The 19,105-nt window shown below is 66.6% G+C and carries 22 protein-coding genes; 12 read left to right on the forward strand and 10 right to left on the reverse strand.

Going from position 1 to position 19,105, the window contains the following annotated elements:
- The first annotated feature begins 65 nt into the window (after positions 1-65).
- On the forward strand, positions 66-365 hold the full coding sequence (gene rpmB / locus DPR14_RS19695) for a 50S ribosomal protein L28 (protein WP_158046671.1): 300 nt from the start codon (positions 66-68) through the stop codon (positions 363-365).
- A gap of 31 nt (positions 366-396) precedes the next feature.
- Here rpmB and DPR14_RS19700 read toward each other — a convergent pair whose 3' ends face one another.
- Positions 397-1,551, reverse strand: coding sequence for an adenylate/guanylate cyclase domain-containing protein (locus DPR14_RS19700; RefSeq protein WP_192499040.1), 1,155 nt, complete (start codon positions 1,549-1,551; stop codon positions 397-399).
- Positions 1,552-1,794: 243 nt separating this feature from the next.
- Between DPR14_RS19700 and upp the strand changes: the two genes are divergently transcribed.
- Together upp and DPR14_RS19710 are read left to right on the forward strand one after the other, a co-directional pair.
- On the forward strand, positions 1,795-2,445 hold the full coding sequence (gene upp, locus DPR14_RS19705; protein WP_158046673.1) for a uracil phosphoribosyltransferase: 651 nt from the start codon (positions 1,795-1,797) through the stop codon (positions 2,443-2,445).
- 177 nt (positions 2,446-2,622) lie between these two features.
- Positions 2,623-4,257, forward strand: a complete 1,635-nt coding sequence (locus DPR14_RS19710; RefSeq protein ID WP_158048243.1) for an ABC transporter permease — start codon at positions 2,623-2,625, stop codon at positions 4,255-4,257.
- Positions 4,258-4,275: 18 nt separating this feature from the next.
- Here DPR14_RS19710 and ppk2 read toward each other — a convergent pair whose 3' ends face one another.
- Positions 4,276-5,223, reverse strand: coding sequence for a polyphosphate kinase 2 (ppk2, locus tag DPR14_RS19715; protein ID WP_246148353.1), 948 nt, complete (start codon positions 5,221-5,223; stop codon positions 4,276-4,278).
- 156 nt (positions 5,224-5,379) lie between these two features.
- Between ppk2 and DPR14_RS19720 the strand changes: the two genes are divergently transcribed.
- Positions 5,380-5,727 carry a hypothetical protein gene (locus DPR14_RS19720; RefSeq protein ID WP_158046674.1) on the forward strand — a complete coding sequence of 116 codons (348 nt, stop codon included), beginning with the start codon at positions 5,380-5,382 and terminating at the stop codon, positions 5,725-5,727.
- Here the strand turns inward: DPR14_RS19720 and DPR14_RS19725 are convergent.
- Complete coding sequence (locus tag DPR14_RS19725) at positions 5,708-7,147, reverse strand: protein adenylyltransferase SelO (protein ID WP_158046675.1); 1,440 nt, start codon at positions 7,145-7,147, stop codon at positions 5,708-5,710. The genes DPR14_RS19720 and DPR14_RS19725 overlap by 20 nt on opposite strands.
- A 184-nt stretch (positions 7,148-7,331) precedes the next feature.
- Here DPR14_RS19725 and DPR14_RS19730 point away from each other — a divergent pair, with 184 nt between their 5' ends.
- Entirely contained in the window at positions 7,332-8,462 is a 1,131-nt protein-coding gene (locus tag DPR14_RS19730) for a hypothetical protein (protein WP_158046676.1), read from the forward strand.
- The gene (locus DPR14_RS19735; RefSeq protein ID WP_158046677.1) at positions 8,459-9,793 is read left to right on the forward strand and encodes a hypothetical protein; all 1,335 of its coding nucleotides are present in this window, start codon (positions 8,459-8,461) and stop codon (positions 9,791-9,793) included. Before DPR14_RS19730 ends, DPR14_RS19735 begins: the two co-directional genes overlap by 4 nt.
- Before the next feature lie 15 nt (positions 9,794-9,808).
- On the opposite strand, the gene DPR14_RS19740 is transcribed toward DPR14_RS19735, so the two are convergent.
- The 4 genes from DPR14_RS19740 to DPR14_RS19755 all read right to left on the reverse strand — a co-directional run bounded on the left by DPR14_RS19740 (position 9,809) and on the right by DPR14_RS19755 (position 11,777).
- Positions 9,809-10,546, reverse strand: coding sequence for an endonuclease III domain-containing protein (locus DPR14_RS19740; RefSeq protein ID WP_158046678.1), 738 nt, complete (start codon positions 10,544-10,546; stop codon positions 9,809-9,811).
- Positions 10,547-10,592: 46 nt separating this feature from the next.
- Complete coding sequence (locus DPR14_RS19745) at positions 10,593-11,069, reverse strand: hypothetical protein (protein WP_158046679.1); 477 nt, start codon at positions 11,067-11,069, stop codon at positions 10,593-10,595.
- Between the two features lie 103 nt (positions 11,070-11,172).
- The gene (locus DPR14_RS19750; protein WP_158046680.1) at positions 11,173-11,502 is read right to left on the reverse strand and encodes a hypothetical protein; all 330 of its coding nucleotides are present in this window, start codon (positions 11,500-11,502) and stop codon (positions 11,173-11,175) included.
- An 80-nt stretch (positions 11,503-11,582) separates the two neighbouring features.
- Positions 11,583-11,777, reverse strand: a complete 195-nt coding sequence (locus DPR14_RS19755; RefSeq protein WP_158046681.1) for a hypothetical protein — start codon at positions 11,775-11,777, stop codon at positions 11,583-11,585.
- 513 nt (positions 11,778-12,290) lie between these two features.
- Between DPR14_RS19755 and DPR14_RS19760 the strand changes: the two genes are divergently transcribed.
- From DPR14_RS19760 to DPR14_RS19775, 4 genes are all read left to right on the forward strand, one after another.
- Positions 12,291-14,102, forward strand: a complete 1,812-nt coding sequence (locus tag DPR14_RS19760) for a methanol/ethanol family PQQ-dependent dehydrogenase (RefSeq protein ID WP_246148356.1) — start codon at positions 12,291-12,293, stop codon at positions 14,100-14,102.
- Positions 14,103-14,200: 98 nt separating this feature from the next.
- The gene (locus DPR14_RS19765) at positions 14,201-14,641 is read left to right on the forward strand and encodes a c-type cytochrome (RefSeq protein WP_158046682.1); all 441 of its coding nucleotides are present in this window, start codon (positions 14,201-14,203) and stop codon (positions 14,639-14,641) included.
- 38 nt (positions 14,642-14,679) lie between these two features.
- Positions 14,680-15,495: a quinoprotein dehydrogenase-associated putative ABC transporter substrate-binding protein gene (locus DPR14_RS19770; RefSeq protein ID WP_158046683.1), complete on the forward strand. Its 816-nt coding sequence runs from the start codon at positions 14,680-14,682 to the stop codon at positions 15,493-15,495.
- Between the two features lie 104 nt (positions 15,496-15,599).
- Positions 15,600-16,091: a rhodanese-like domain-containing protein gene (locus tag DPR14_RS19775; RefSeq protein ID WP_246148358.1), complete on the forward strand. Its 492-nt coding sequence runs from the start codon at positions 15,600-15,602 to the stop codon at positions 16,089-16,091.
- A 7-nt stretch (positions 16,092-16,098) separates the two neighbouring features.
- Here DPR14_RS19775 and DPR14_RS27505 read toward each other — a convergent pair whose 3' ends face one another.
- Positions 16,099-16,743: a hypothetical protein gene (locus DPR14_RS27505; protein ID WP_192499041.1), complete on the reverse strand. Its 645-nt coding sequence runs from the start codon at positions 16,741-16,743 to the stop codon at positions 16,099-16,101.
- A 56-nt stretch (positions 16,744-16,799) separates the two neighbouring features.
- Here DPR14_RS27505 and DPR14_RS19785 point away from each other — a divergent pair, with 56 nt between their 5' ends.
- On the forward strand, positions 16,800-17,306 hold the full coding sequence (locus DPR14_RS19785; RefSeq protein ID WP_158046686.1) for a DUF3280 domain-containing protein: 507 nt from the start codon (positions 16,800-16,802) through the stop codon (positions 17,304-17,306).
- A 26-nt stretch (positions 17,307-17,332) separates the two neighbouring features.
- On the opposite strand, the gene DPR14_RS19790 is transcribed toward DPR14_RS19785, so the two are convergent.
- Positions 17,333-17,692 (reverse strand): hypothetical protein, encoded by a 360-nt coding sequence (locus tag DPR14_RS19790; RefSeq protein ID WP_158046687.1) that lies wholly within the window; start codon positions 17,690-17,692, stop codon positions 17,333-17,335.
- 161 nt (positions 17,693-17,853) lie between these two features.
- Here DPR14_RS19790 and DPR14_RS19795 point away from each other — a divergent pair, with 161 nt between their 5' ends.
- Complete coding sequence (locus DPR14_RS19795) at positions 17,854-18,228, forward strand: hypothetical protein (RefSeq protein WP_158046688.1); 375 nt, start codon at positions 17,854-17,856, stop codon at positions 18,226-18,228.
- Between the two features lie 21 nt (positions 18,229-18,249).
- Here DPR14_RS19795 and DPR14_RS19800 read toward each other — a convergent pair whose 3' ends face one another.
- The gene (locus DPR14_RS19800; RefSeq protein WP_158046689.1) at positions 18,250-19,098 is read right to left on the reverse strand and encodes a quinoprotein dehydrogenase-associated SoxYZ-like carrier; all 849 of its coding nucleotides are present in this window, start codon (positions 19,096-19,098) and stop codon (positions 18,250-18,252) included.
- Between the last annotated feature and the right edge of the window lie 7 nt (positions 19,099-19,105).

Here is a 19,105-nt window from a genome sequence, read left to right on the forward strand (position 1 = left end):
CTTCCGCCGGGCGGAGGTGCCGTCCGGACCTGGTTTTTGTGTTCACAGAGTTAAGGACCTGTCCGATGGCACGACGTTGCGCCGTGACCGGCAAGGGCGTGATGTTTGGCAACAACGTCAGCCACGCCAACAACAAGAATCGCCGCCGCTTTCATCCGAACCTGCAGGAAACCTCGCTGCTGAGCGACGCTCTGGGCAGCATGGTGCGCCTGCGCCTGTCGACCAACGCGATCCGCACGATCGAGCACAAGGGCGGCCTCGACGCCTTCCTGCTCGACACCAAGGACGCGACCCTGAGCCTCGAAGCGCGCCGCATCAAGCGCCGCATCGCCGCCAAGGTCGAGCGGCAGCAGGCCGCCGCCTGACCGGTCCAGGGTCCGGTCGACCGGAAAGCGTTTACCGGGGATCGGCGCCGTAAAGTTCGATGGATTGGAGCCGGCCGCGCAAGCGTGCCGGCTCCAATCTTTTCCAGCCGCACGCTTCCGGGCTTTCGCCCGCCGCATCGATGACCTGACGCGAGGCCACGAGCGGCAGGCCCGCGGTCTTGCAGGTTTCCTCAAGCCGGGCGGCGACGTTGACGGTGTCGCCGAGCACGGTGAATTCTAGGCGGGCATCGTCCCCGATGGCGCCGCAGAACACCTCTCCCCAATGGACCCCGACACCGACGGCCACCGCGTCCCGCCCGGCGGCAAGGCGCTCCCGGTTCCAGTCACCGATCTCCGCCAGGATGGCCCGGGCCGCTGACAAAGCCGCGGCGGCGTCCCGCGGCCCGGGGTCGGGCACGCCGAACAGCACCATGACGGCGTCGCCGATAAACTTGTCGATCACTCCGCCATGGGCGGCCACGGCGGCCGAGACGCGGGCGCGGAACTCGCCGACGAAGCGGCCGAGCTCGACCGGGTCCATCGACTCGGCGCGTAGCGTGAAACCCCGGATATCGGTGAAAAGCACCGCGACCGGCTGGTGCCTGCCCCGCCGGGCCTCGTCCGATCCGGTCTCGGCCAAGCGCGCCGCGATCTGGGGCGGCAGGTAGCGGGTCAGGTTGGCGCGCCGCCGGGTCTCCTCGACCGCCTGGCGCAGGAGGCTCCGGGCCCTGGCCGCCGCGAGCGCCAGCACTGCGCCGGCCGCGACCAGCATGACCAGCCTCATGATGTTTGGCGGTACGCTGAAGAAAAGGCCCAACTGCTCCGGCACGCCGATGCGGGTCACGCTGACCGGAGTGCCGCTGGTGGCCGCCGCCGCCGCGAGGCCCGCGGCCAGGAGCGCGGTCACATAGGCCTGGAGAATGGGATTGTAACGCAATGCGCCGAATGCCAGGACCAGGGGTGACAGCCAGACTGCCGGAAAGCCCGCCAGATAGTCCGCCTCGATGCCGGTGTTCAGGATCGCGACCGCGACGCTGGCCAGGATGAAACCGACGTCCAGGGTGACGAAGACCCATGACATCCAGGGCCGGAAACGCCCGCTTCCGGTGACGGACCAAGCCAGCAGCCCGACCACGGCATAGCCGCCGAGCGTGACGGCCACCATGGCCGCCTGCCGGTCCAGCACGCCGCCCAGGCCCCGTCCCCGTCGGGCCTCCTTCCGGAGACCGCGATGACGAACGCCAGGGCGAGGATGGCCGCCACGAGGATACGCAACACGCCGACCGTGCGCTCGGCCCGCCTGTCGGCCTCCGCGAACAGATGCTCCGCGATGATGTTCACGACCGCCCTTTCTCACTCCGCCTCCGCGCGCTATTCTGCCGCGGTCCGTTCGATCGCTTCGTCCCAACAGCTTCGGAAAAGCCCGCCCATGCAGACCCATCCCGATTTTCCGAACCTGTTTATCCTGAGCCATCCGCTGATTCAGCACAAACTCAGCCACATGCGCGACCGGAACCGCTCGACCATGGGTTTCCGCGCCCTCCTGAAGGAGATCGCGTTGCTGATGGGCTACGAGATCACCCGCGACCTGCCCATGACGACGGAGCGGATCGAGACTCCGCTGGCGCCGATGGACGCCCCGGTGCTGGCCGGCAAGAAGCTCGCGATCGTGCCGATCCTGCGCGCCGGCCTGGGCATGGCCCAAGGACTGCACGAGTTGGTGCCGTCCGCGCGCGAGGGCCATATCGGCCTCTACCGCGACCACGAGACCAAGCAGCCGGTGGAGTACCTGGTCAAGCTGCCGGAGCCCGAGGGCCGCATCTTCGTCCTGGTCGATCCCATGCTGGCGACCGGCAATTCGGCCGCCTATGCCTGCGACGTGCTGAACCGCCACGGCGTGGAGGACCGCAATATCCGCTTCATGGCGTTGGTCGCGGCGCCGGAAGGCGTTCGGGTGTTCCAGAAGTCGCATCCCGACGTGGCGGTCTTCACCGCGGCCCTGGACAGCCACCTGGACGAGAACGCCTATATCGTCCCCGGCCTGGGCGACGCCGGCGACCGGATGTTCGGCACCAAATAGCCCTGCTGCGGGCGCGTACCTGGCACGAACCGGGGCAGGTGCGGCGATCTTGTCATTGCGACTTATTAGCAGCATATGGGACGATAGCGGTTTCCCGGTGAACCCCGTTCCAGCGAAGTCGAATCCTTGACCCTCAACGCCCTGAGCACCGCCGCCGGCCGAGCCCGCCACCGCCTGATGCCGAGCGGCTGGACGGTCGCCACCCTGCTGATCGCCTGCCTGGTGGCGCTTCCGGTGGCGGTCGTGGCGAGCCGCATCTTCATCCCGACCGACGGCGTGTGGTCCCACCTCGCCTCGACCGTGCTGCCCTATTACCTGGGCAACACGCTCAAGCTGGTCCTGGGCGTCGGGGCGGGCACGCTGGTGATCGGGGTCGGGACCGCCTGGCTGGTCACCATGTGCCGGTTTCCCGGAAGTCGGGTGCTGGAATGGGCGCTGCTGCTTCCCATGGCGGTTCCGGCCTACGTGATGGCCTATGTCTACACGGACCTGCTTCAGTTCGTCGGGCCGGTGCAGACGACGCTGCGCGAACTGACCGGCTGGACCCGGCACGACTACTGGTTCCCCAACATCCGCTCGCTGGGCGGCGCCGTCGCCATGTTGACGCTGGTGCTCTACCCCTACGTCTATCTTCTGTCGCGCGCCGCCTTCCTGGAACAGTCGGTCTGCGTGCTGGAAGTCAGCCGGACGCTGGGCCGTGGCCCCTACCGCAGCTTCTTCGGCGTGGCGCTGCCCCTGGCGCGGCCGGCGATCGTCGCCGGGCTGGCGCTGGCGCTGATGGAGGTGCTGGCCGACTTCGGCACGGTGCAGTACTTCGCCGTGGACACCTTCACCACCGGCATCTACCGGACCTGGTTCGCCATGGGCCAGCCGGTCGCGGCGGCGCAGCTCGCCTCCGTGCTGATGCTGTTCGTGCTGGTGCTGATGCTGATGGAGCGCTGGTCGCGGGGATCCGCCAAGTTCCACCACACCACCAGTCGGTACCGCCGCCTGCCCAGCTACCGCCTGCGGGGCCTGCGCGGCGCCGCGGCGCTGGCCGCCTGCGCGCTGCCGCTGCTGCTGGGCTTCTTCGTGCCGGCGGCGGCGCTGCTGAACTTCACCTTCGAAGAAGGCGACGCGCTGCTGGGGCGGATGTTCTGGAACCTGGCGACCAACAGCATCGTGCTGGCGGCGCTGACCTCGGTGCTGGCGGTCACCCTGGCCGTCGTCCTTGCCTACGGGCTTCGGCTCCGCCCCTCCCCCGTCCTGAAGGGCGCGGTGCGGGTCGCCTCGATGGGCTATGCGGTGCCGGGATCGGTGATCGCGATCGGCGTGCTGATCCCGTTCGCCCGGCTGGACAACGCGCTCGACGCCTTCCTGGTGGAGCATTTCGGCATCTCCAGCGGCCTGCTGCTGAGCGGCACGATCGCGGCGCTGGTGTTCGCCTATCTGGTCCGCTTCCTGGCGGTTTCGTTCAACACGATCGAGGCCAGCCTGGGCAAGATCCGGCCCAACATGGACCAAGCCTCCCGCGTGCTGGGCCAGACGCCGTCGCGCACGCTGGTCAAGGTCCACGCGCCGCTGATGCTGGGCAGCCTGCTGACGGCGGGCCTGCTGGTGTTCGTCGACGTGATGAAGGAGCTGCCCGCGACCCTGATCGTCCGCCCCTTCAACTTCGACACGCTGGCGGTGCGGACATACCAGCTTGCCGCCGACGAACGCCTGGCCGAAGCCTCCGCCCCGGCGCTGGCGATCGTCGCCGTCGGCATTCTGCCGGTGATCCTGCTAAGCGTCGCCATCACCCGCTCCCGGCCGGGCCACGCGGAGGATTGAGGCGGGCCGGAACGCCTCTCAGTAAATCCCCGGCACCCACCTCTGATCCGACTTCGCCGGGCGCTTATACCCCGTGTCCGCCTGCCGCGGCGGGAGTTCCAGCGCCTCGGGCAGCAGGTCCTTATAGGGGATCTGGCGGAGCAGGTGGGCGATGCAGTTCAGGCGGGCGCGCTTCTTGTTGTCGGCATCGACGATGTACCAGGGCGTGCGCTTCAGGTCGGTGTGCTTCAGCATCACGTCCTTGGCCTGGGAGTACTCGACCCAGTGCTTGCGCGACTCGAGGTCCATCGGGCTCAGCTTCCAGCGCTTGATCGGGTTGGTGGTGCGCTCGGTGAAGCGGCGCTCCTGCTCCTCGTCGCTGACCGAGAACCAGTACTTGACCAGGATGATGCCGGACTGGACCAGCATCTCCTCGAACAGCGGGCAGGAGCGCAGGAACTCCTTGTATTCGTCGTCGGTGCAGAAGCCCATCACCTTCTCGACGCCGGCACGGTTGTACCAGCTTCGGTCGAACAGGACGATCTCGCCCTTGGCGGGCAACTGGGCGGCGTAGCGCTGGAAATACCATTGCCCCCGCTCCTTCTCGGTCGGGGTGCCCAGCGCCACGATACGGCAGACGCGCGGGTTCAGGCTTTCGGCGATCCGCTTGATCACGCCGCCCTTGCCGGCGGCATCCCGCCCCTCGAAGACGATGCAGACCTTCAGCCCCTCGACCCGCACCCATTCCTGGAGCTTGATCAGCTCGAACTGCAGCTTCGCCAGCTCGTCGACATACTTGTACTTCTTCACCGGCTTGTCCGGCACGTGACCGGGAGCCAGGTCGTGCCAGTGGGCCTCGACCGCAGCGACCTCCCGGGCATCGCGCAGCACCTCGCCCGCCAGTTCCAGGACCGCCTTCTTCTTTTTCTTCCCGCCCGTCTTCACGTCGCCCATGGCCGCATCCATCCGGTGGCTGGTTCCCATCATGTCGATAGTATTACAGCCGGAGCCGGGAGAAAGTGGATGGGACACATTACCGCTGCCGCGGGACAACGGGCGGCAGGGCGCTAAAAGGTATCTTTACCCTTATCCTGATATAACCGGCTCATCGGTCTTGGGGCGCCTGGGAACTTCGCTGTGATCATGAACGTGCTGGAAGTCGCGGTTTTCGCGATGGTCGCCCTGGGCCCTCACCAGCAGCCCTTCACCTGCGAAGTCTCGATCGGCGGCGTCCGGTGCTCGCACGGGATCGCCGCCTTCCGCGACGGCGCCGACGACATCATCATGTCCGACGGCATCAAGGTGGCGAAATCGCCCAAGGGTGAGCTGCTGTTCTCCAACGGGATCCAGGCCCACATGGATTCCCTGGGCTGGGTCCAGTTCTCCAACGGAACCGCGGTGCGGCGCGAAGGGACGGAGAAGTTCCGCTTCAGCACCGGCATGGTGTGCCGCTACACGGCGGTGGGCCGGGTCAACTGCGCCCGGGAATAAGGGTGCCGAAGGCATCCGCCGCGGTCGCGATCTCCCGAAGCTTGGCGTGCCATGCGGACCAGTCGTCCGATTGGGCGATCGGCGCCCACAGGGCTTCGATCTCCTCGATCAGGAGCGTGCAGGGCTCTCCCTCGAAATAGGCGTGGGACAGGTTGGCGGCCCGGGTCGGTCGCCGTTCCATAAGGCCGGCGCGGACCGGGGCGAAATCGGCCCCGGCGTAAAGCTCGGCGACCGGGCTTTCCCCGGCGCGCCGCTCGCTTTCCGGGCCGCCGCGCCAGTCGAAGAAGAAGCGCTCGAACGGAACCCCGCTGGACGCCATGAAACCGTACAGCGCGCTGACGAATTCCAGGTCGGCGGCGGGGTCGCCGTGTTCCAGCGCCAGCCGGTCCAGGGTCGCCCCGGCCAGCGCGCGGGCGAACAGGGCGTCGAACCCGTTGACCGCAAGCTCCAGTTTCGCCGGCGACGTGAAGGGAAGCAGGCATTCGGCCAGTCGGCACAGGTTCCAGCGCAGCGCGTTGGGCTGGCGGCCGAAAGCATAGAGCCCGACCGGGTCGAAATAGGCCGCGACGAATTTGGGGTCGTAGACCGGCAGGAAGCGGTAAGGACCGTAGTCGAAGCTCTCGCCCGTGACGGTCACGTTATCGGTGTTGATGACGCCATGGACGAAACCGGCGGCTGTCCACTGCGCGCCCATGCGGGCGACGTTGGCGCAGGCGCGTTCGAAGAACGCCAGGGTCCGGGCGCCTTCGTCCTCGCTCCAGACGTCGGGCATGTAATGACGGATGCCGTGGTCCACCAGGCGCCGCAGGCTGGCCTGATCACCCAGGTAGGCCAAGCGCTGGAAGGTGCCGATCCGGATATGGGAGTGGCTGAGCCGGACCAGGACCGATGATCGGGTGGGCGACGGCTCGTCGCCCCGGAACAGGTTCTCCCCGGTCTCGATCAGGCTGAAGCTCTTGGACGTGTCGACTCCGCGGGCCTCCAGCAGTTCGGTCGCCAGCACCTCCCGGATGCCGCCCTTCAGGGTCAGCCGCCCGTCCGCCCCGCGCGACCACGGCGTCTCGCCGCTGCCTTTGGTGCCGAGGTCGAGCAGGCGTCCGTCCACCGGGTCGCGCAGCTGGGCGAACAGGAATCCGCGGCCGTCGCCGAGCTGCGGATTGTAGTTGCGGAACTGATGGCCATGGTAGCGGAGCGCCAGCGGCCGCTCCAGGCTGCCGGGCAGCGGTTCGAAACGGCCGAAATGCGCGATCCACTCGCTCTCGGTCAGATTTCCCAGCCCGACCCGGCCGGCCCAGCGGTCGTTGCGCCAGCGCAGGAGGTGCTTGGGGAAGTCCGCGGGCTCGACCACGTCGAAGAAGGCGTCTCCCAGTTCCGCGTGGTGGCGGGCGGGAAGAAATCCGGCTAAGTCCGGTTCGGCCATGGGTGTCCCCGATCAGAATGATTTCGCCAAGTTACCCAGGCCAACACGCGCGGCAGATAACCGTCACGATACGGCAGTTCCCCGCATAAGTAATAAATTTCGACCCAATCGCCGGATATATTGCATTAACCCGGATGTGATATTCCAGCGGTCGTCGAGCAGCGCGTCCCTGGAGAGCTTCTGAATGAGTTCGGCCGACTTAATCGGGCAGATCATGGAAAAGCCGGCGGAGTTCGCTCCGTCGACATTCGCCCAGCGGGGGGTGGCGGTCGACTTCACCACGCCGCTGCTTGTCCAGGCCCGGATCAGGCAATCGAACGGCGATTCCGTGGAGCTGATCCTGCCGAACCTCGCCGGCGGCCGGGGGTCCTACATCCTGGCATGGCGTTCGCTGGTGCAGTTCGCCACGATCACCATGCACGACCACGCACTGTACGAATCCGTTCTGCGCGTCGAGCGGATCGATCCGGCCACCGTGCGGACCGCGACGCTGAGCGTCGCGGCGGAAGGGCTGGCCGGCCGCGACGCCATGCGCCGTGCCCAGGCCCTCCTCGCGCAGGAGAAGGAGGAGGCGCTGCTGACCAACTTCCTGCTGGTCGTCGACCTGCTGAAGCTGGCGGGCATCTCCGCCCAGGAACTCATGACGGGCCGTCCCGGGGAGGACACCGAAGCCCGCATGAAGCGGGCGATCTTCCAGGTATCGGGGGCGCTCAACATCTCGCCGGAGATCCTCTATCAGCGGATCGAGAGCCTGACCCGGTCGGCCTTCTCGGTCGGGCTGCCCTGGGCTCCGGCGCCCGGCCGGCTCCGGCGCCTGCTGCTGGAGCTGGACTCCTTCCAGGAGACGGTGACCCAGTGGCAGAGCCGGGATATCTCCGGCGCCGCCGAGGTCGGCCGGTTCGCCACCCAGGTGGCGATTCATACCACCACCATGGCGCGGCTCGCGCTGATGGAGACCGACGCGATGCTCCGCAACGTCCTGAGCATCATGCGCAACTGGGATCGCGACTCCCGGATCGTCAGCGGTCAGATGTCGCGGCTGGCCTGGCTGCTGGACGGATGGTCTTACATCGTATCATTGTGGAACTCGGTCGCGAACGAGCCGCACGAGCGGCAGCGCGACACGATCCTGGACCTCGCGAGGCTCATCCCGGTGATGCCCAAGGAGGTTTCGGAATGGACCGAAAGCGGTCTCGACCAAGAGGCCCGGACGATCCAGCGCAAGTGGGTGCGGCTGAACCAGGATTGGCGCACCGGCAGGAACCTCCGAGACCAGGTGGTCCGGAACGAGTTGCTGAAGGGAGCCATGCGATGACGCTGAACTGGGCGGAACTGCAGCAGCTGGGCTTGGCGATCGCGCAGGCTTCGGACGAGAAGCTGGTCCAGATCGTCAGGATGGTCGATACCCTGCCGGAACGCACCCAGCTGGACGACGCGATCGCCAAGGTCCGCCACCGGCTGTTCTGGCTGAAGCCGCCGCGCCCGCTTTCCATGGCCCGGATCCTGTTCTCCCCGGTGGAGGATCTTCTGGACACGCCGCTCCGCTACCGGCGCGGCACCCGGCGGTTCAACCGCGCCACCATCCGTCCGGTGGTCGAGCTGGTCGAGGACGGCCTCGGCGCCTCCAAAGCAGCCGCGATCAGGGCCGAGCTGGCGGGCAAGACGACCCTGGACAAGGCCTACATGCTGGCGCTGGGCGAGCGCCTATGGCCGGTCGTGGCCGAGATCCTGGCGGATTTCGTCAAGCGGGCCCGGCTGGACGGCCGGCTGCGGATCGAGCGGATCGGGCGGGACGACGACGTGCTGGTCCAGATCGGCGACCTGAGCGGATTCCTTCAGCTCGGTGCCCGGATCGAGCGGATGAAGGCCGACCTGCCGCCCAAGCCGTTCGACGACCTTCAGGCCCATCATGTGCAGCTGATCGAGGAAGCATTCGTCGCCTTGCCGACCGCCGAGGACGTCTCGCTGCTCACCCGCATCCTGCTGTCCCTGTCGGGCGAGCCGGCGAAGATCCTGGAACTGCTGGAGCGGGTCAAACTCCAGGCGACCCAGCGGCAGCGCGACATGCTGGTCGGCGACCTGACCCAGTCGGTGATCGACCGGCTGGGCGACGATGCGGAACGGCTGATCGACATCCCCGCGACCGATATACAGGTGGCGGCCAAGGTCGCCGGGCGGCTGGTCAGCAGCCTGGACAGCCTGGGACGCAAGCGCCAGTGGGGAACGGTCAACATCGACAACCGCACGCTCGACCGGACGCGCCGCGCGATCGGCGACTTCGTGATGGACAACCTGGACCGCACGGCCGGGAAGTCGGAGGCGTCCCGCGCGGCGATCGCGGCCAACCCCGGCACGTCCAGCGACGCCGAGGTGGCGGAGGCCGAGGACCGCGCGTCGGCGCTCCGCCAGTTCAGGGACCTGTCGCGCTCGCTCAAGATCGAACACCAGACCAAGGCCAAGTTCGACACCATCACCAAGTCGATGGAGGCGGAGGCGATCGAGCAGATCCGTTCCGCGGTCAGGTGCGGGCTGCCGCGTGCCGAGATCAACCAGATCATCGTGGACCGGCTGCGGCTATGCGACATCGTCGAAGGCTACGACCGCGTCAAGGAACTGAAGGCCAAGCTGCTCGCCGCGGCGGGGTGAGCCGTACTTACCCCCTCACGCCGTCGGCCTTGCCGCCTCGGCCTCCGCGCGAGGCGCCTGCCTCCGCTGCCCGGTCGGGCAAAGATCGAGCAGGACGCAGCGTCCGCAGGCGGGATTGCGGAAATAGCAGCAGCGCTGACCGTGCAGCATCATCACTTCGTGGTTGTCATAAATCTGCTGCGCGGTCCACTCCTCCGGCAACTGCGCCGACAGCACGGCGTGGGCGGGCCCGACCGCCAGGGTGGCCGGTATCATGCCGGTGCGGACGGCAACCCGGTGATGATGGCTGTCCACCGGCAAAGCCGGCCGCCGCAGGGTGCTGAAGCTCAGCACGGCGGCGCTGGTCTTCGGCCCGACGCCGGACAGTGTCTCCAGCCAGGCTCTCGCCTCGGTGACCGGAAGGTCCGCCAGGAAGTCGAGCGACAGCTCGCCGCCCCGCCGCTCGGCGATTCCCCGCAGGATCTGCTGGATGCGCGGGGCTTTCTGTTCCGGCCAGGTCACCCCCGATATCACCTGCTGGATATCGGCCAGCGGCGCGTCGCGCACCGCGGCCCAGTCCGGATAAGCCGCCCGCAATGCCTTGAACGCCCGCCCGGAATCGGCGTTGCGGGTCCGGTGGGACAACAGGGACGAGACCAGTTCGCTGAGCGGGTCCAGGCTGTGGAAATAGGCCACAGGACATTCGTAGGCGACGCAGAGCCTGCGGTGGATTTCCAGCACCTTCGCGGTCAAATCGTCCAGCTTTAAGGCCATCGGCAACCTCCTGTCGCAGGGACAACGATTTAGGACGATAGGCGGCTCAGAAAAGCCCATGCAGCAGGGTCCGGCGGGAGCGCCGGACCGTGACCACCAGCCCGGCTGCCCGGCGCTGGATATCCTGGCAGCGGAAAGGGTCGGCGGCGCGCCCGGATTCGGTGAAGTCGCCGCCGCTGACCGCTTCGAATAGGCCGATCAGGTCGGAATCCGCGTCGAACCGGAACACCCAGCTCTCGCGGTCGAGCAGGTCCAGCCACAACTCGATCCGGCGCTGCAGGCCGAGGATCTCGGCGCGCAGGCGGATTCCCTCCGCGCCGAGGCCGGCGGCCGGCAGGCTCCAGGTGCGCACGCCCGCGTCCGCGAAGCGCTCGATGTCGCGGCAGAGGTCGTCGATCCGCGCCGAAAGGTCGCCGCTGCGCAGGCCCATGCGGTTCAACGCGGTGTTGGTCAGCGCCGTGAGCATCGCGCCGCCCAGCGCGCCGCCCAGCAGGCTGCCCAGGAACGCCTTGTCCTCCCACATGGATTCGCCCCCGAGCCATAGTTTTCAAACAGATGTTCTCTATTTGTTCACTATAACCGCGAGTTCGTCCGGAGCCAAGGGGCGGCTCAACGATGAAAGGATTTTATTCCAGAGAGTCGGAGGGATAAGGCAGCCCGAGGATGTAGGATTCGATTGCCAGTTTCGTCCGGCGATATTCTCCACCCGCTTCTATGACGATACGGCGGGCCAGATCTTCGCGGGAGAAACCTGCGGTGTCGAGGGTGGCGAAAACTTCATGAAGCCAAGCCATGGAATAGGATGGTCCGCCTATTCTCAGCACCACGGTGCCCCCTTGCCGCAGGGCCGGGACCAGCAGGTCGTCACGGAACGCCTCGGCGCTGTGGGGACCGCCGCTGCGGTGGCGGCCACCCGTAACCAGGGAAAAATCCCTGCCGATGTCGATCAAGGTCATCGCGTCCTCCGGCGTGGCGGCGATCGGTCCGCGCCGGTGACATTAGCGAAAATTTCCCGAACCTTCGAGAGTGCTGTTGTTCAGGACCCGGTCAGGCCGCAACTCCACTTGCGGACACGGTACTTGGGATGCTCGTCCGCCCACCGGACGGCGAGGCGCTGGCCTTCGAACATGCAGGCATGCATGCTCATCTGGCTTGATTCGAAGGGCGGCCATTCCTTGTGGCACTTGGTAGGATCGGACGCGAGGCAGACGAGCAGAACCAACTCAATCATTCGAACCTCTCAACTTGGCTCATTACGTGGAAGCCGGACCGGGGTTCCGTGCGGGAAATCATCGGCCGGGTCGCGTGATGAAACTGTGAACGGTTTCACGGACGGCCAGTGCCACCCCGTTCTTCGATTCGCTTCCGGCGATTCGCCTGGACATTTTGTTTCTCGCGAAAGTTTTCATGCTGCACTGCCGAAGAAAAATGCTGCATCGCAGAGGAAACGCCGCAATAAGTTTGCTAAAACTTAGTTTCATTCGCCTTTTAGTACGAACTAATGTGCCGACAACCCATCAAAAGATCTTACTCTAGAGCGATAGTTGCACGCAGTTTCAACGCTTTAGGGGCATCTCAGCCAGTGCCTTCTAAAGTCTTATTGTCGGCCTCTTAGAGAGGGGCTACGGTGATCTTCTAAAAACCTGCCCATTACCACGGAGGCAGAAAAATCGTTCGGCGAGGGAGTGCCGAGCGATCACAAAGTCGGTTGCGTCGAAGACAACGAACTCGGGAGGAGACAAATATGCGGCGGATGAAAATCCTGCTGACCACGGTTGCCCTTATCACCGCGGGAACGGCATACGCCAACGACGAAGTGATGAAGCTGCAGAGCGACCCGAACAACTGGGCAATGCAGCTCGGCGACTATTCCGGCAAGCGCTACAGCCCGTTGGATCAGATCAATACTGAAAACGTCAAGAACCTGCGGGTCGACTGGAGCTTCTCCACCGGCGTCCTGCGCGGCCACGAAGGCGGCCCGCTGGTCATCGGCGACGTCATGTACATCCACACGCCCTTCCCCAACCTCGTCTTTGCCCTCTCGATCGCCGAGAAGGGCAAGATCTTGTGGAAGTACGAGCCGCGCCAGGATCCCAACGTGATCCCGGTGATGTGCTGCGACACCGTCAACCGCGGCGTGACCTATGCCGACGGCAAGATCTTCCTGGCCCAGGCCGACAACACGCTCGTGGCGCTCGACGCCAAGACCGGCGAGGAAGTCTGGAAGGTCAAGAACGGCGACCATACCAAGGGCGAGACGCTGACCGCCAACCCGGTGGTCGTCAAGGACAAGATCTTCGTCGGCATCTCCGGCGGCGAGTTCGGCGTCCGCGGTCACCTGACCGCATACGACATCAAGGACGGCAAGCAGATCTGGCGGGCCTACTCGACCGGTCCCGACGCCGACGTCATGATCGACCCGCAGAAGACCACCATGCTCGGCAAGCCGATCGGCGACCGGGATCTGGGCGTGTCGACCTGGAACGGCGACGAGTGGAAGATCGGCGGCGGCACCACTTGGGGCTGGTACACCTACGATCCCGAGTTGAACCTCATATATTACGGCACCGGCAACCCGGGCACCTGGAACCCGGCCCAGCGCGCCAAGGACGGCAAGCGCGAAGGCAGCGACAACAAGTGGTCGATGTCGATCTTCGCCCGCGACGCCGACACTGGCGAGGTCAAGTGGGTGTTCCAGAAGACCCCGTTCGACGAGTGGGACTATGACGGCGTCAACGAGAACATCCTCGTGGACATGTCCGTCAAGGGCAAGCCGGTCAAGGCCCTGGTCAACTTCGACCGCAACGGCTTCGTCTACACGCTCGACCGCGTGACCGGCGAACTGCTCGTGGCAGAGAAGTACGACCCGACCGTCAACTGGGCGACCCACGTCGACATGAAGACCGGCCGCCCGGCCGTGGACGAGAGGTACAGCACCTTCGCCAATGGTCCGGACACCAACTCCGAGGGCATCTGCCCGGCGGCGCTGGGAACCAAGGACCAGCAGCCGGCGTCGTTCTCGCCGGACACCGGCCTGTTCTACGTGCCGACCAACCACATCTGCATGGACTACGAGCCGTTCGAGGTCGCCTACAGCGCCGGCCAGCCTTACGTGGGTGCCACGCTGTCGATGTATCCGGCCCCGAACTCGCACGGCGGCATGGGCAACTTCATCGCCTATGACGCGGCCGAGGGCAAAATCGTCTGGTCGAAGCCCGAGGCGTTCGCGGTTTGGAGCGGCGCGCTGACGACCAAGGGCGGCGTCGCGTTCTACGGCACGCTCGAAGGCTTCCTGGTGGCGGTCGACATGAAGGACGGCAAGGAGCTTTACCGCTTCAAGACCCCGTCGGGCATCATCGGCAACGTCAACACCTTCGTGGCCGACGGCAAGCAGCACATCGCGGTGCTTTCGGGCATCGGCGGTTGGGCCGGCATCGGTCTGGCGGCGGGCCTGAACGACCCGCAAGCGGGCCTGGGCGCCGTCGGCGCGCATGCCTCGCTCGGCCAGTACACCAACCTGGGCGGCGTGCTGACCGTCTTCACGCTGCCGGACTGATCGTCCGACGCGCCGAGACCGAAGATCGCCAATACTCCCGGTGTTTCCGTTCCGCGAGGAGCGGAAACACCGGCTCGTTTCACTGGACATAGAACGCCATGAACCTGTCTTTCCTGACGCGGGTCGCGACTGCCGGCGCCGCTTTCTTTTTCCTCGCAGCCGGAACTCCACACGCCCAGGACGCCGAAACGGATCCCTACGAGAGGCCCTACATCGTCGAGGACGGGAAGGTCGACCAGGGAACCTACAACGGATTTCGGCGCTATCACTCCTCCTGCCACGTCTGCCACGGCCCCGACGGCCTGGGCGGCTCCTTCGCCCCGGCCCTGGTGGAGTCGGTCAAGAGGCTGGACTACGACCAGTTCGCCGAGATCATCGCGAACGGGAAGCAGGAGAGCGGAGCCAGCGGCCAGCGCGTCATGCCGTCGTTCGGGACCGATCAGAACGTCATGCTCCACGTCGCGGACATCTACGGCTACCTGAAGGCCCGGTCCGACGGAAAGATCGACCGCGGCCGCCCCGAACGCATCAAGAAGTAACGCACCCAGTAGTGACGCTGCCGTCACGGAGATCTGACATGCTGGCACGAATCTCGATGCTGGTCGCCGCCGCCCTCGTGGCGGCCGGCACGGCCTCGGCCGTCGAACTGCCGAAGCGCGACGCCCTTCGGGTCTGCGCAGACCCGAACCTCCTGCCCTTCTCCAATGACAGGCTGGAAGGATTCGAGAACAAGATCGCAGCGATGATCGGCGAGGAGCTTGGCGTTCCCGTCGTCTATACCTGGTGGCCTCAGACCATCGGCTTCGTCCGCAACACGCTCCGCGCGCGCAAGTGCGACATCGTCATGGGAGCGGCCTCGGGCGAGGGTCTGATGCAGAACACCAACCCCTATTATCGGTCGGTCTACACCCTGGTGTACCGGGAGAATTCCGGGGCGAAGATCACGGCGATGAACGATCCGGCGCTGCGCGACATGCGCATGGGCGTGGTCGCCCAGACGCCGGGCGCCACGCTCGCCACCATGAACCGGATCAACAACCTGGAGCCCTATCAGCTCGATGTCGATACCCGGGTCGACAACCCGGCGCGCCGGGCGGTCGAGGACGTCTCGTCGGGCAAGATCGACGCGACGGTGATCTGGGGTCCGATCGCGGGCTACTTCGCGGCGCAGCAGCCGACCAAGCTGACGGTCGTGCCGCTGGTCGGCGAACACGGGACCCGCGTGGAGTTTCCGATCACCATGGGCATCCGCATCGAAGAGCCGGAGTGGAAGCACTGGCTGAACGACTTCATCCAGCGGCGCCAGCCCGACATCGACGCCGTGCTGGCCCAGTACCACATCCCGCTACTGACCGCGAACGGTCAACTCCAGTCCGCCGCCGTCGCCCGGTGATCAGGCGGGCCGTCGCCGCCGCGCTGGTCGCGGCGGCGGTGTTTTCTCCGCCGGCCGTCGCGGCAGAGTCTGCCGCGACGGATTCCAGGGCGGTTGACTTCAGGATGTCGGACTACCGGGCGCCCACGCCGGACTCGGTCCCCGGTGCCGCCACCGTCGGAACCGAGCGGGTTCAGGCGATGGCGAAATCGGGCGAGGCCGTGCTGATCGACGTCTACCCCGCCCCGCCCCGCCCGGCCATGCTCCCCCCCGACGCCGTCTGGATGCCCAAGACGCGCGGGACCATCCCCGGCGCGGTCTGGCTGCCCAATGTCGGGTACGGCGTCCTGGCGGACGATATGGATCGGTACTTCCGGGACAGTCTGGAACGCCTGACCCAAGGCGACCGCGGCCGGCCGATCGTCTTCTTCTGCGAACCGGAGTGCTGGATGTCCTGGAACGCGGCGCTCCGCGCCGTCCGGTACGGTTACGGTGCCGTCCAATACTACCCCGAGGGGGCCGGCGGCTGGGCCGCGGCGGGATTGCCGCTCGAACCGGTAAGGCCCGAGTCCAACCGGCCCGAGTCCAACCGGCCCGAGCCAGACGAGTCCCCGTAGGGTGACGTCACTCCATGTGGTTCGCGATGGTCCGGGCGAGCTGTCCCACCCGCCGCTCGACGATGACGGGCTGCTCGCACAGGGCGCCAAGCGAGCGCTGGCGCTCCTCGACGATCCGGCGCTGCCACGCCAGTTGCTCGCCGAGTTCGCGGATGCGCGCCTCGTCCCTAGGCTCCGCGGCACGAGCCTTGTCCAGTTCGCCGACCGTCTTCGTCATGCCGGCGAGCATGCCTTTCTGCGCCCGGTCGAACTTGCGGATGGCGTCGACCGCCCGGCTCCGCAATCGATTTGCCTCGTCGAAGACGCCGGCGAACAGAAGCGTCAGCGTCTCGCTGCGGTTGCCCTGGATGCTCTCGGCGAACCGGTCGACGGCGGCATTGGCCTCGTCGTCCGGAACTGCGCGGGAGACGACCCGCGTCGCCAGGGAGGCGACCTCCCGGTCGTCCGGCCACGTCTTGAGGTAATCCTCGACCGGCGGGCCGGCCCAGATAGTCGCGGCCGAGAGAGTGGGCACGAAGACCTGGACGCAGGGCCAGTCGCCAGGGGTCTCCACCCGCGGCTGGGCATGCGCCGCGGCGGCCGGCATCGCGGCGAGACTCGCCCCGAGCAGGGCGGCTTTCAGGCTCTTCTGTACGGAATTCCGAAGACGCATGTCTCTCCCTCTGGTCGCTCTTCATTCTTGATCGTTTTCAAAGGAAGCATACACCGATGCCACGGCTGATTCCGCTGCTGATCGCACTGTTGACGGCAGCCTTTCCTGCGGTCGCGGCTCCCCTGCCCGCCGCGGTCTTCGAAATCGAGCTGATCGACACCAGCGGCGAGGGACGGTCGCCGGCCCAGGAGCAGAGAATCCGGGCGACGACCGAGGCGCTGCGCCGCGAACTGGCCGAGACCGGCCTCTATGCCCCGCTCGACCTGGCGCCCGCGGCCGACCGGATCGACGATCACCTGTCCTGCGAACGATGCCTGCTGGACATCGCGCGGGACATGGGCGGCCGGGTGGCGGTGATGGGCAAGGTCAACAAGATCAGCACACTGATCCTCAGCATGGACATCGTCGTGCGCGACCTCGCCGACGGCAAGGTGGTCGCCCGAGGCACCGCCGACATCCGGGGCGACAACGACCGCGCTTGGCTGCGCGGCATGGAATGGCTGGTGGAACACCGGATCGCCCCCCAAGGAGCGGCCCCCCGGGAGGAGCGTGCGCCCCGATGAGGACGGGGCGCAGCCGGCTCTCCGGGCTACTGCTTGGCCCCTCCCTGCGGGGTCGGTTCCGGCGGACGCTCCTGGGTTCCGATGGCGCCCTGGCGCTGGGCCGCGAGCGAGTTGGAATCGTCGTCCTTCGGACCGAACTGGAGGCTGCCTTCGGTGCCGCCCCCGGTCGCCGCCTTGGCCTCGCTTTCGGCGCTGCCGGCGTCGCTGCCGGACAGGTTGCCCGACTGGTCGGCAGGCTTCGCGGGCTGCTGCTGGTCGCCCATGGCGCCCTGCCGCTCCTGCATCAGGGTTTCGTTGGGATTGGTCTGCTGAGCGACAGCGATCGATGCGCTCCCCAGGGTCATCGCCAGCACGGCGGCGGCCATGGAAACCTTCGTCACTTTCATGAACATCCTCCAGGTTTATTGTTGATTCCCGAGGGGTCCCGCCCCGATCGGTTTCGTCACCAATCATCAACACTGGACAGATCGTTTCATCACGAACGGACGACTGCGCCGATGGCGCCTATACTGGTATAATCGAGGTAAATAAACGGGAGGACCTTCAGATGAAGGCTGCGATCATCGTGCTGGCGACGGCACTCTCCATCGGCGGAGCCAACGCCCAGACGGCCGGTCCCGCCGCCAACCCCACCACCGACCCCCATGACTACCCGACATCCGCGCGGGTCGATTACGTGATCGGCTGCATGGCGACGAACGGGCAGACCCAGGAGGCCATGGAGCGCTGCTCCTGCAGCATCGACCATATCGCCCAGACGATCCCCTACAACAGTTTCGTGCAGCTGGAGACCATCCGCAGGATGCAGGACCAGCCGGGCGAGCGGGCGCTGCTGTTCCGCAGCGTCGGCTGGGTCAAGGACCTGCAGGAGCGTTTCCGCCTGGCCCAGGTGGAAGCCGACTTGGAGTGCTTCCCGCAGTGAGCCCGCCGGCAGGCGGAACGCTCAGCTCGCCGGCTGCGGCGTGACCTGCCAGTCCCCGGTATAGACCTGGTCCTTGCTGTCGGTCACCCGGACGTCCAGTTCCCCCGGGCCCTTGGGCTGGAACGTGAAGTGCAGGCTGGGGTCCTCGCTCAGCGAGATGTCGGTCTCCACGTCCATCACGGGCTTGCCGTCATAGCTGACCTTGATCGACCGGATGAAATAAGGCGGCACGTAGGTACGCGAGATCTGGTCGAACTGCATGCCGCTGTGATTCGGATGGCTGACCAGGAGCTGGGCCGTCACCGGCGCGTCCGCCGGGACCGACTGCGGCAGGTTCAGCTTCATCCTGCCCAGCCGGGCCAGGGCCTGCTGCGGGTCCTTCATGGCCGGAGCCGAGCAGCCCCCCGCCGCCTTGACGTAGCGTTCCGCGCTCAGCAGGCGGCCGTCGCTGGTCTCGGCCACGGCATGGATCAGGGTATATTCGTTGACCCGGACACGCGTGCTGATCTCCAGCGCCTTGCGTTCGTCGAACAGGTGGAACTTGCCGGCCAGCGGCACGGGGTTGCCGTCGATCAGCAGGGTCAGCGTCCGGATCGACCACCCGGCATCCTCCGGGACCGTGGCCTTCATGGTGACCGGGACGAGGGCCGCGTCCTGCGCCCGGTAAGGCGCGTCCAGCGTCAGGAAGGCGCTGCCGTCCTCGATTTCCCGGTCGGGAAAATAGACTTCCCGGACGCTCTCCCAGCGGGCGTAGTCGTCAGGTTTGGCGTCGCTCGGCCGGGTTTGGGCCGACGCCGCGCCGCCGGCCAGCAGCAGGGCGGCCAGGAGCGATCCCAGCAGGGTTGCCGGACGCGAAGCTCGTGCGGACATGATGCGA

It is taken from the genome of Skermanella pratensis (assembly GCF_008843145.1).
GTDB classification, from domain to species: Bacteria; Pseudomonadota; Alphaproteobacteria; order Azospirillales; family Azospirillaceae; genus Skermanella; species Skermanella pratensis.

Coding starts and splice junctions, on each gene's coding strand:
- DPR14_RS19735 (WP_158046677.1), top strand. CDS start 8,459: ATGACGCTGAACTGGGCGGAACTGCAGCAGCTGGGCTTGGCGATCGCG.
- DPR14_RS19770 (WP_158046683.1), top strand. CDS start 14,680: ATGCTGGCACGAATCTCGATGCTGGTCGCCGCCGCCCTCGTGGCGGCC.
- DPR14_RS19725 (WP_158046675.1), bottom strand. CDS start 7,147: ATGGCCGAACCGGACTTAGCCGGATTTCTTCCCGCCCGCCACCACGCG.
- DPR14_RS19710 (WP_158048243.1), top strand. CDS start 2,623: ATGCCGAGCGGCTGGACGGTCGCCACCCTGCTGATCGCCTGCCTGGTG.
- DPR14_RS19760 (WP_246148356.1), top strand. CDS start 12,291: ATGCGGCGGATGAAAATCCTGCTGACCACGGTTGCCCTTATCACCGCG.
- upp (WP_158046673.1), top strand. CDS start 1,795: ATGCAGACCCATCCCGATTTTCCGAACCTGTTTATCCTGAGCCATCCG.
- DPR14_RS19785 (WP_158046686.1), top strand. CDS start 16,800: ATGCCACGGCTGATTCCGCTGCTGATCGCACTGTTGACGGCAGCCTTT.
- DPR14_RS19765 (WP_158046682.1), top strand. CDS start 14,201: ATGAACCTGTCTTTCCTGACGCGGGTCGCGACTGCCGGCGCCGCTTTC.
- DPR14_RS19775 (WP_246148358.1), top strand. CDS start 15,600: ATGTCGGACTACCGGGCGCCCACGCCGGACTCGGTCCCCGGTGCCGCC.
- DPR14_RS19720 (WP_158046674.1), top strand. CDS start 5,380: ATGAACGTGCTGGAAGTCGCGGTTTTCGCGATGGTCGCCCTGGGCCCT.
- DPR14_RS19730 (WP_158046676.1), top strand. CDS start 7,332: ATGAGTTCGGCCGACTTAATCGGGCAGATCATGGAAAAGCCGGCGGAG.
- DPR14_RS19755 (WP_158046681.1), bottom strand. CDS start 11,777: ATGATTGAGTTGGTTCTGCTCGTCTGCCTCGCGTCCGATCCTACCAAG.
- rpmB (WP_158046671.1), top strand. CDS start 66: ATGGCACGACGTTGCGCCGTGACCGGCAAGGGCGTGATGTTTGGCAAC.
- DPR14_RS19790 (WP_158046687.1), bottom strand. CDS start 17,692: ATGAAAGTGACGAAGGTTTCCATGGCCGCCGCCGTGCTGGCGATGACC.
- DPR14_RS19745 (WP_158046679.1), bottom strand. CDS start 11,069: ATGTGGGAGGACAAGGCGTTCCTGGGCAGCCTGCTGGGCGGCGCGCTG.
- DPR14_RS19750 (WP_158046680.1), bottom strand. CDS start 11,502: ATGACCTTGATCGACATCGGCAGGGATTTTTCCCTGGTTACGGGTGGC.
- DPR14_RS19800 (WP_158046689.1), bottom strand. CDS start 19,098: ATGTCCGCACGAGCTTCGCGTCCGGCAACCCTGCTGGGATCGCTCCTG.
- DPR14_RS19795 (WP_158046688.1), top strand. CDS start 17,854: ATGAAGGCTGCGATCATCGTGCTGGCGACGGCACTCTCCATCGGCGGA.
- ppk2 (WP_246148353.1), bottom strand. CDS start 5,223: ATGATGGGAACCAGCCACCGGATGGATGCGGCCATGGGCGACGTGAAG.
- DPR14_RS19740 (WP_158046678.1), bottom strand. CDS start 10,546: ATGGCCTTAAAGCTGGACGATTTGACCGCGAAGGTGCTGGAAATCCAC.
- DPR14_RS27505 (WP_192499041.1), bottom strand. CDS start 16,743: ATGCGTCTTCGGAATTCCGTACAGAAGAGCCTGAAAGCCGCCCTGCTC.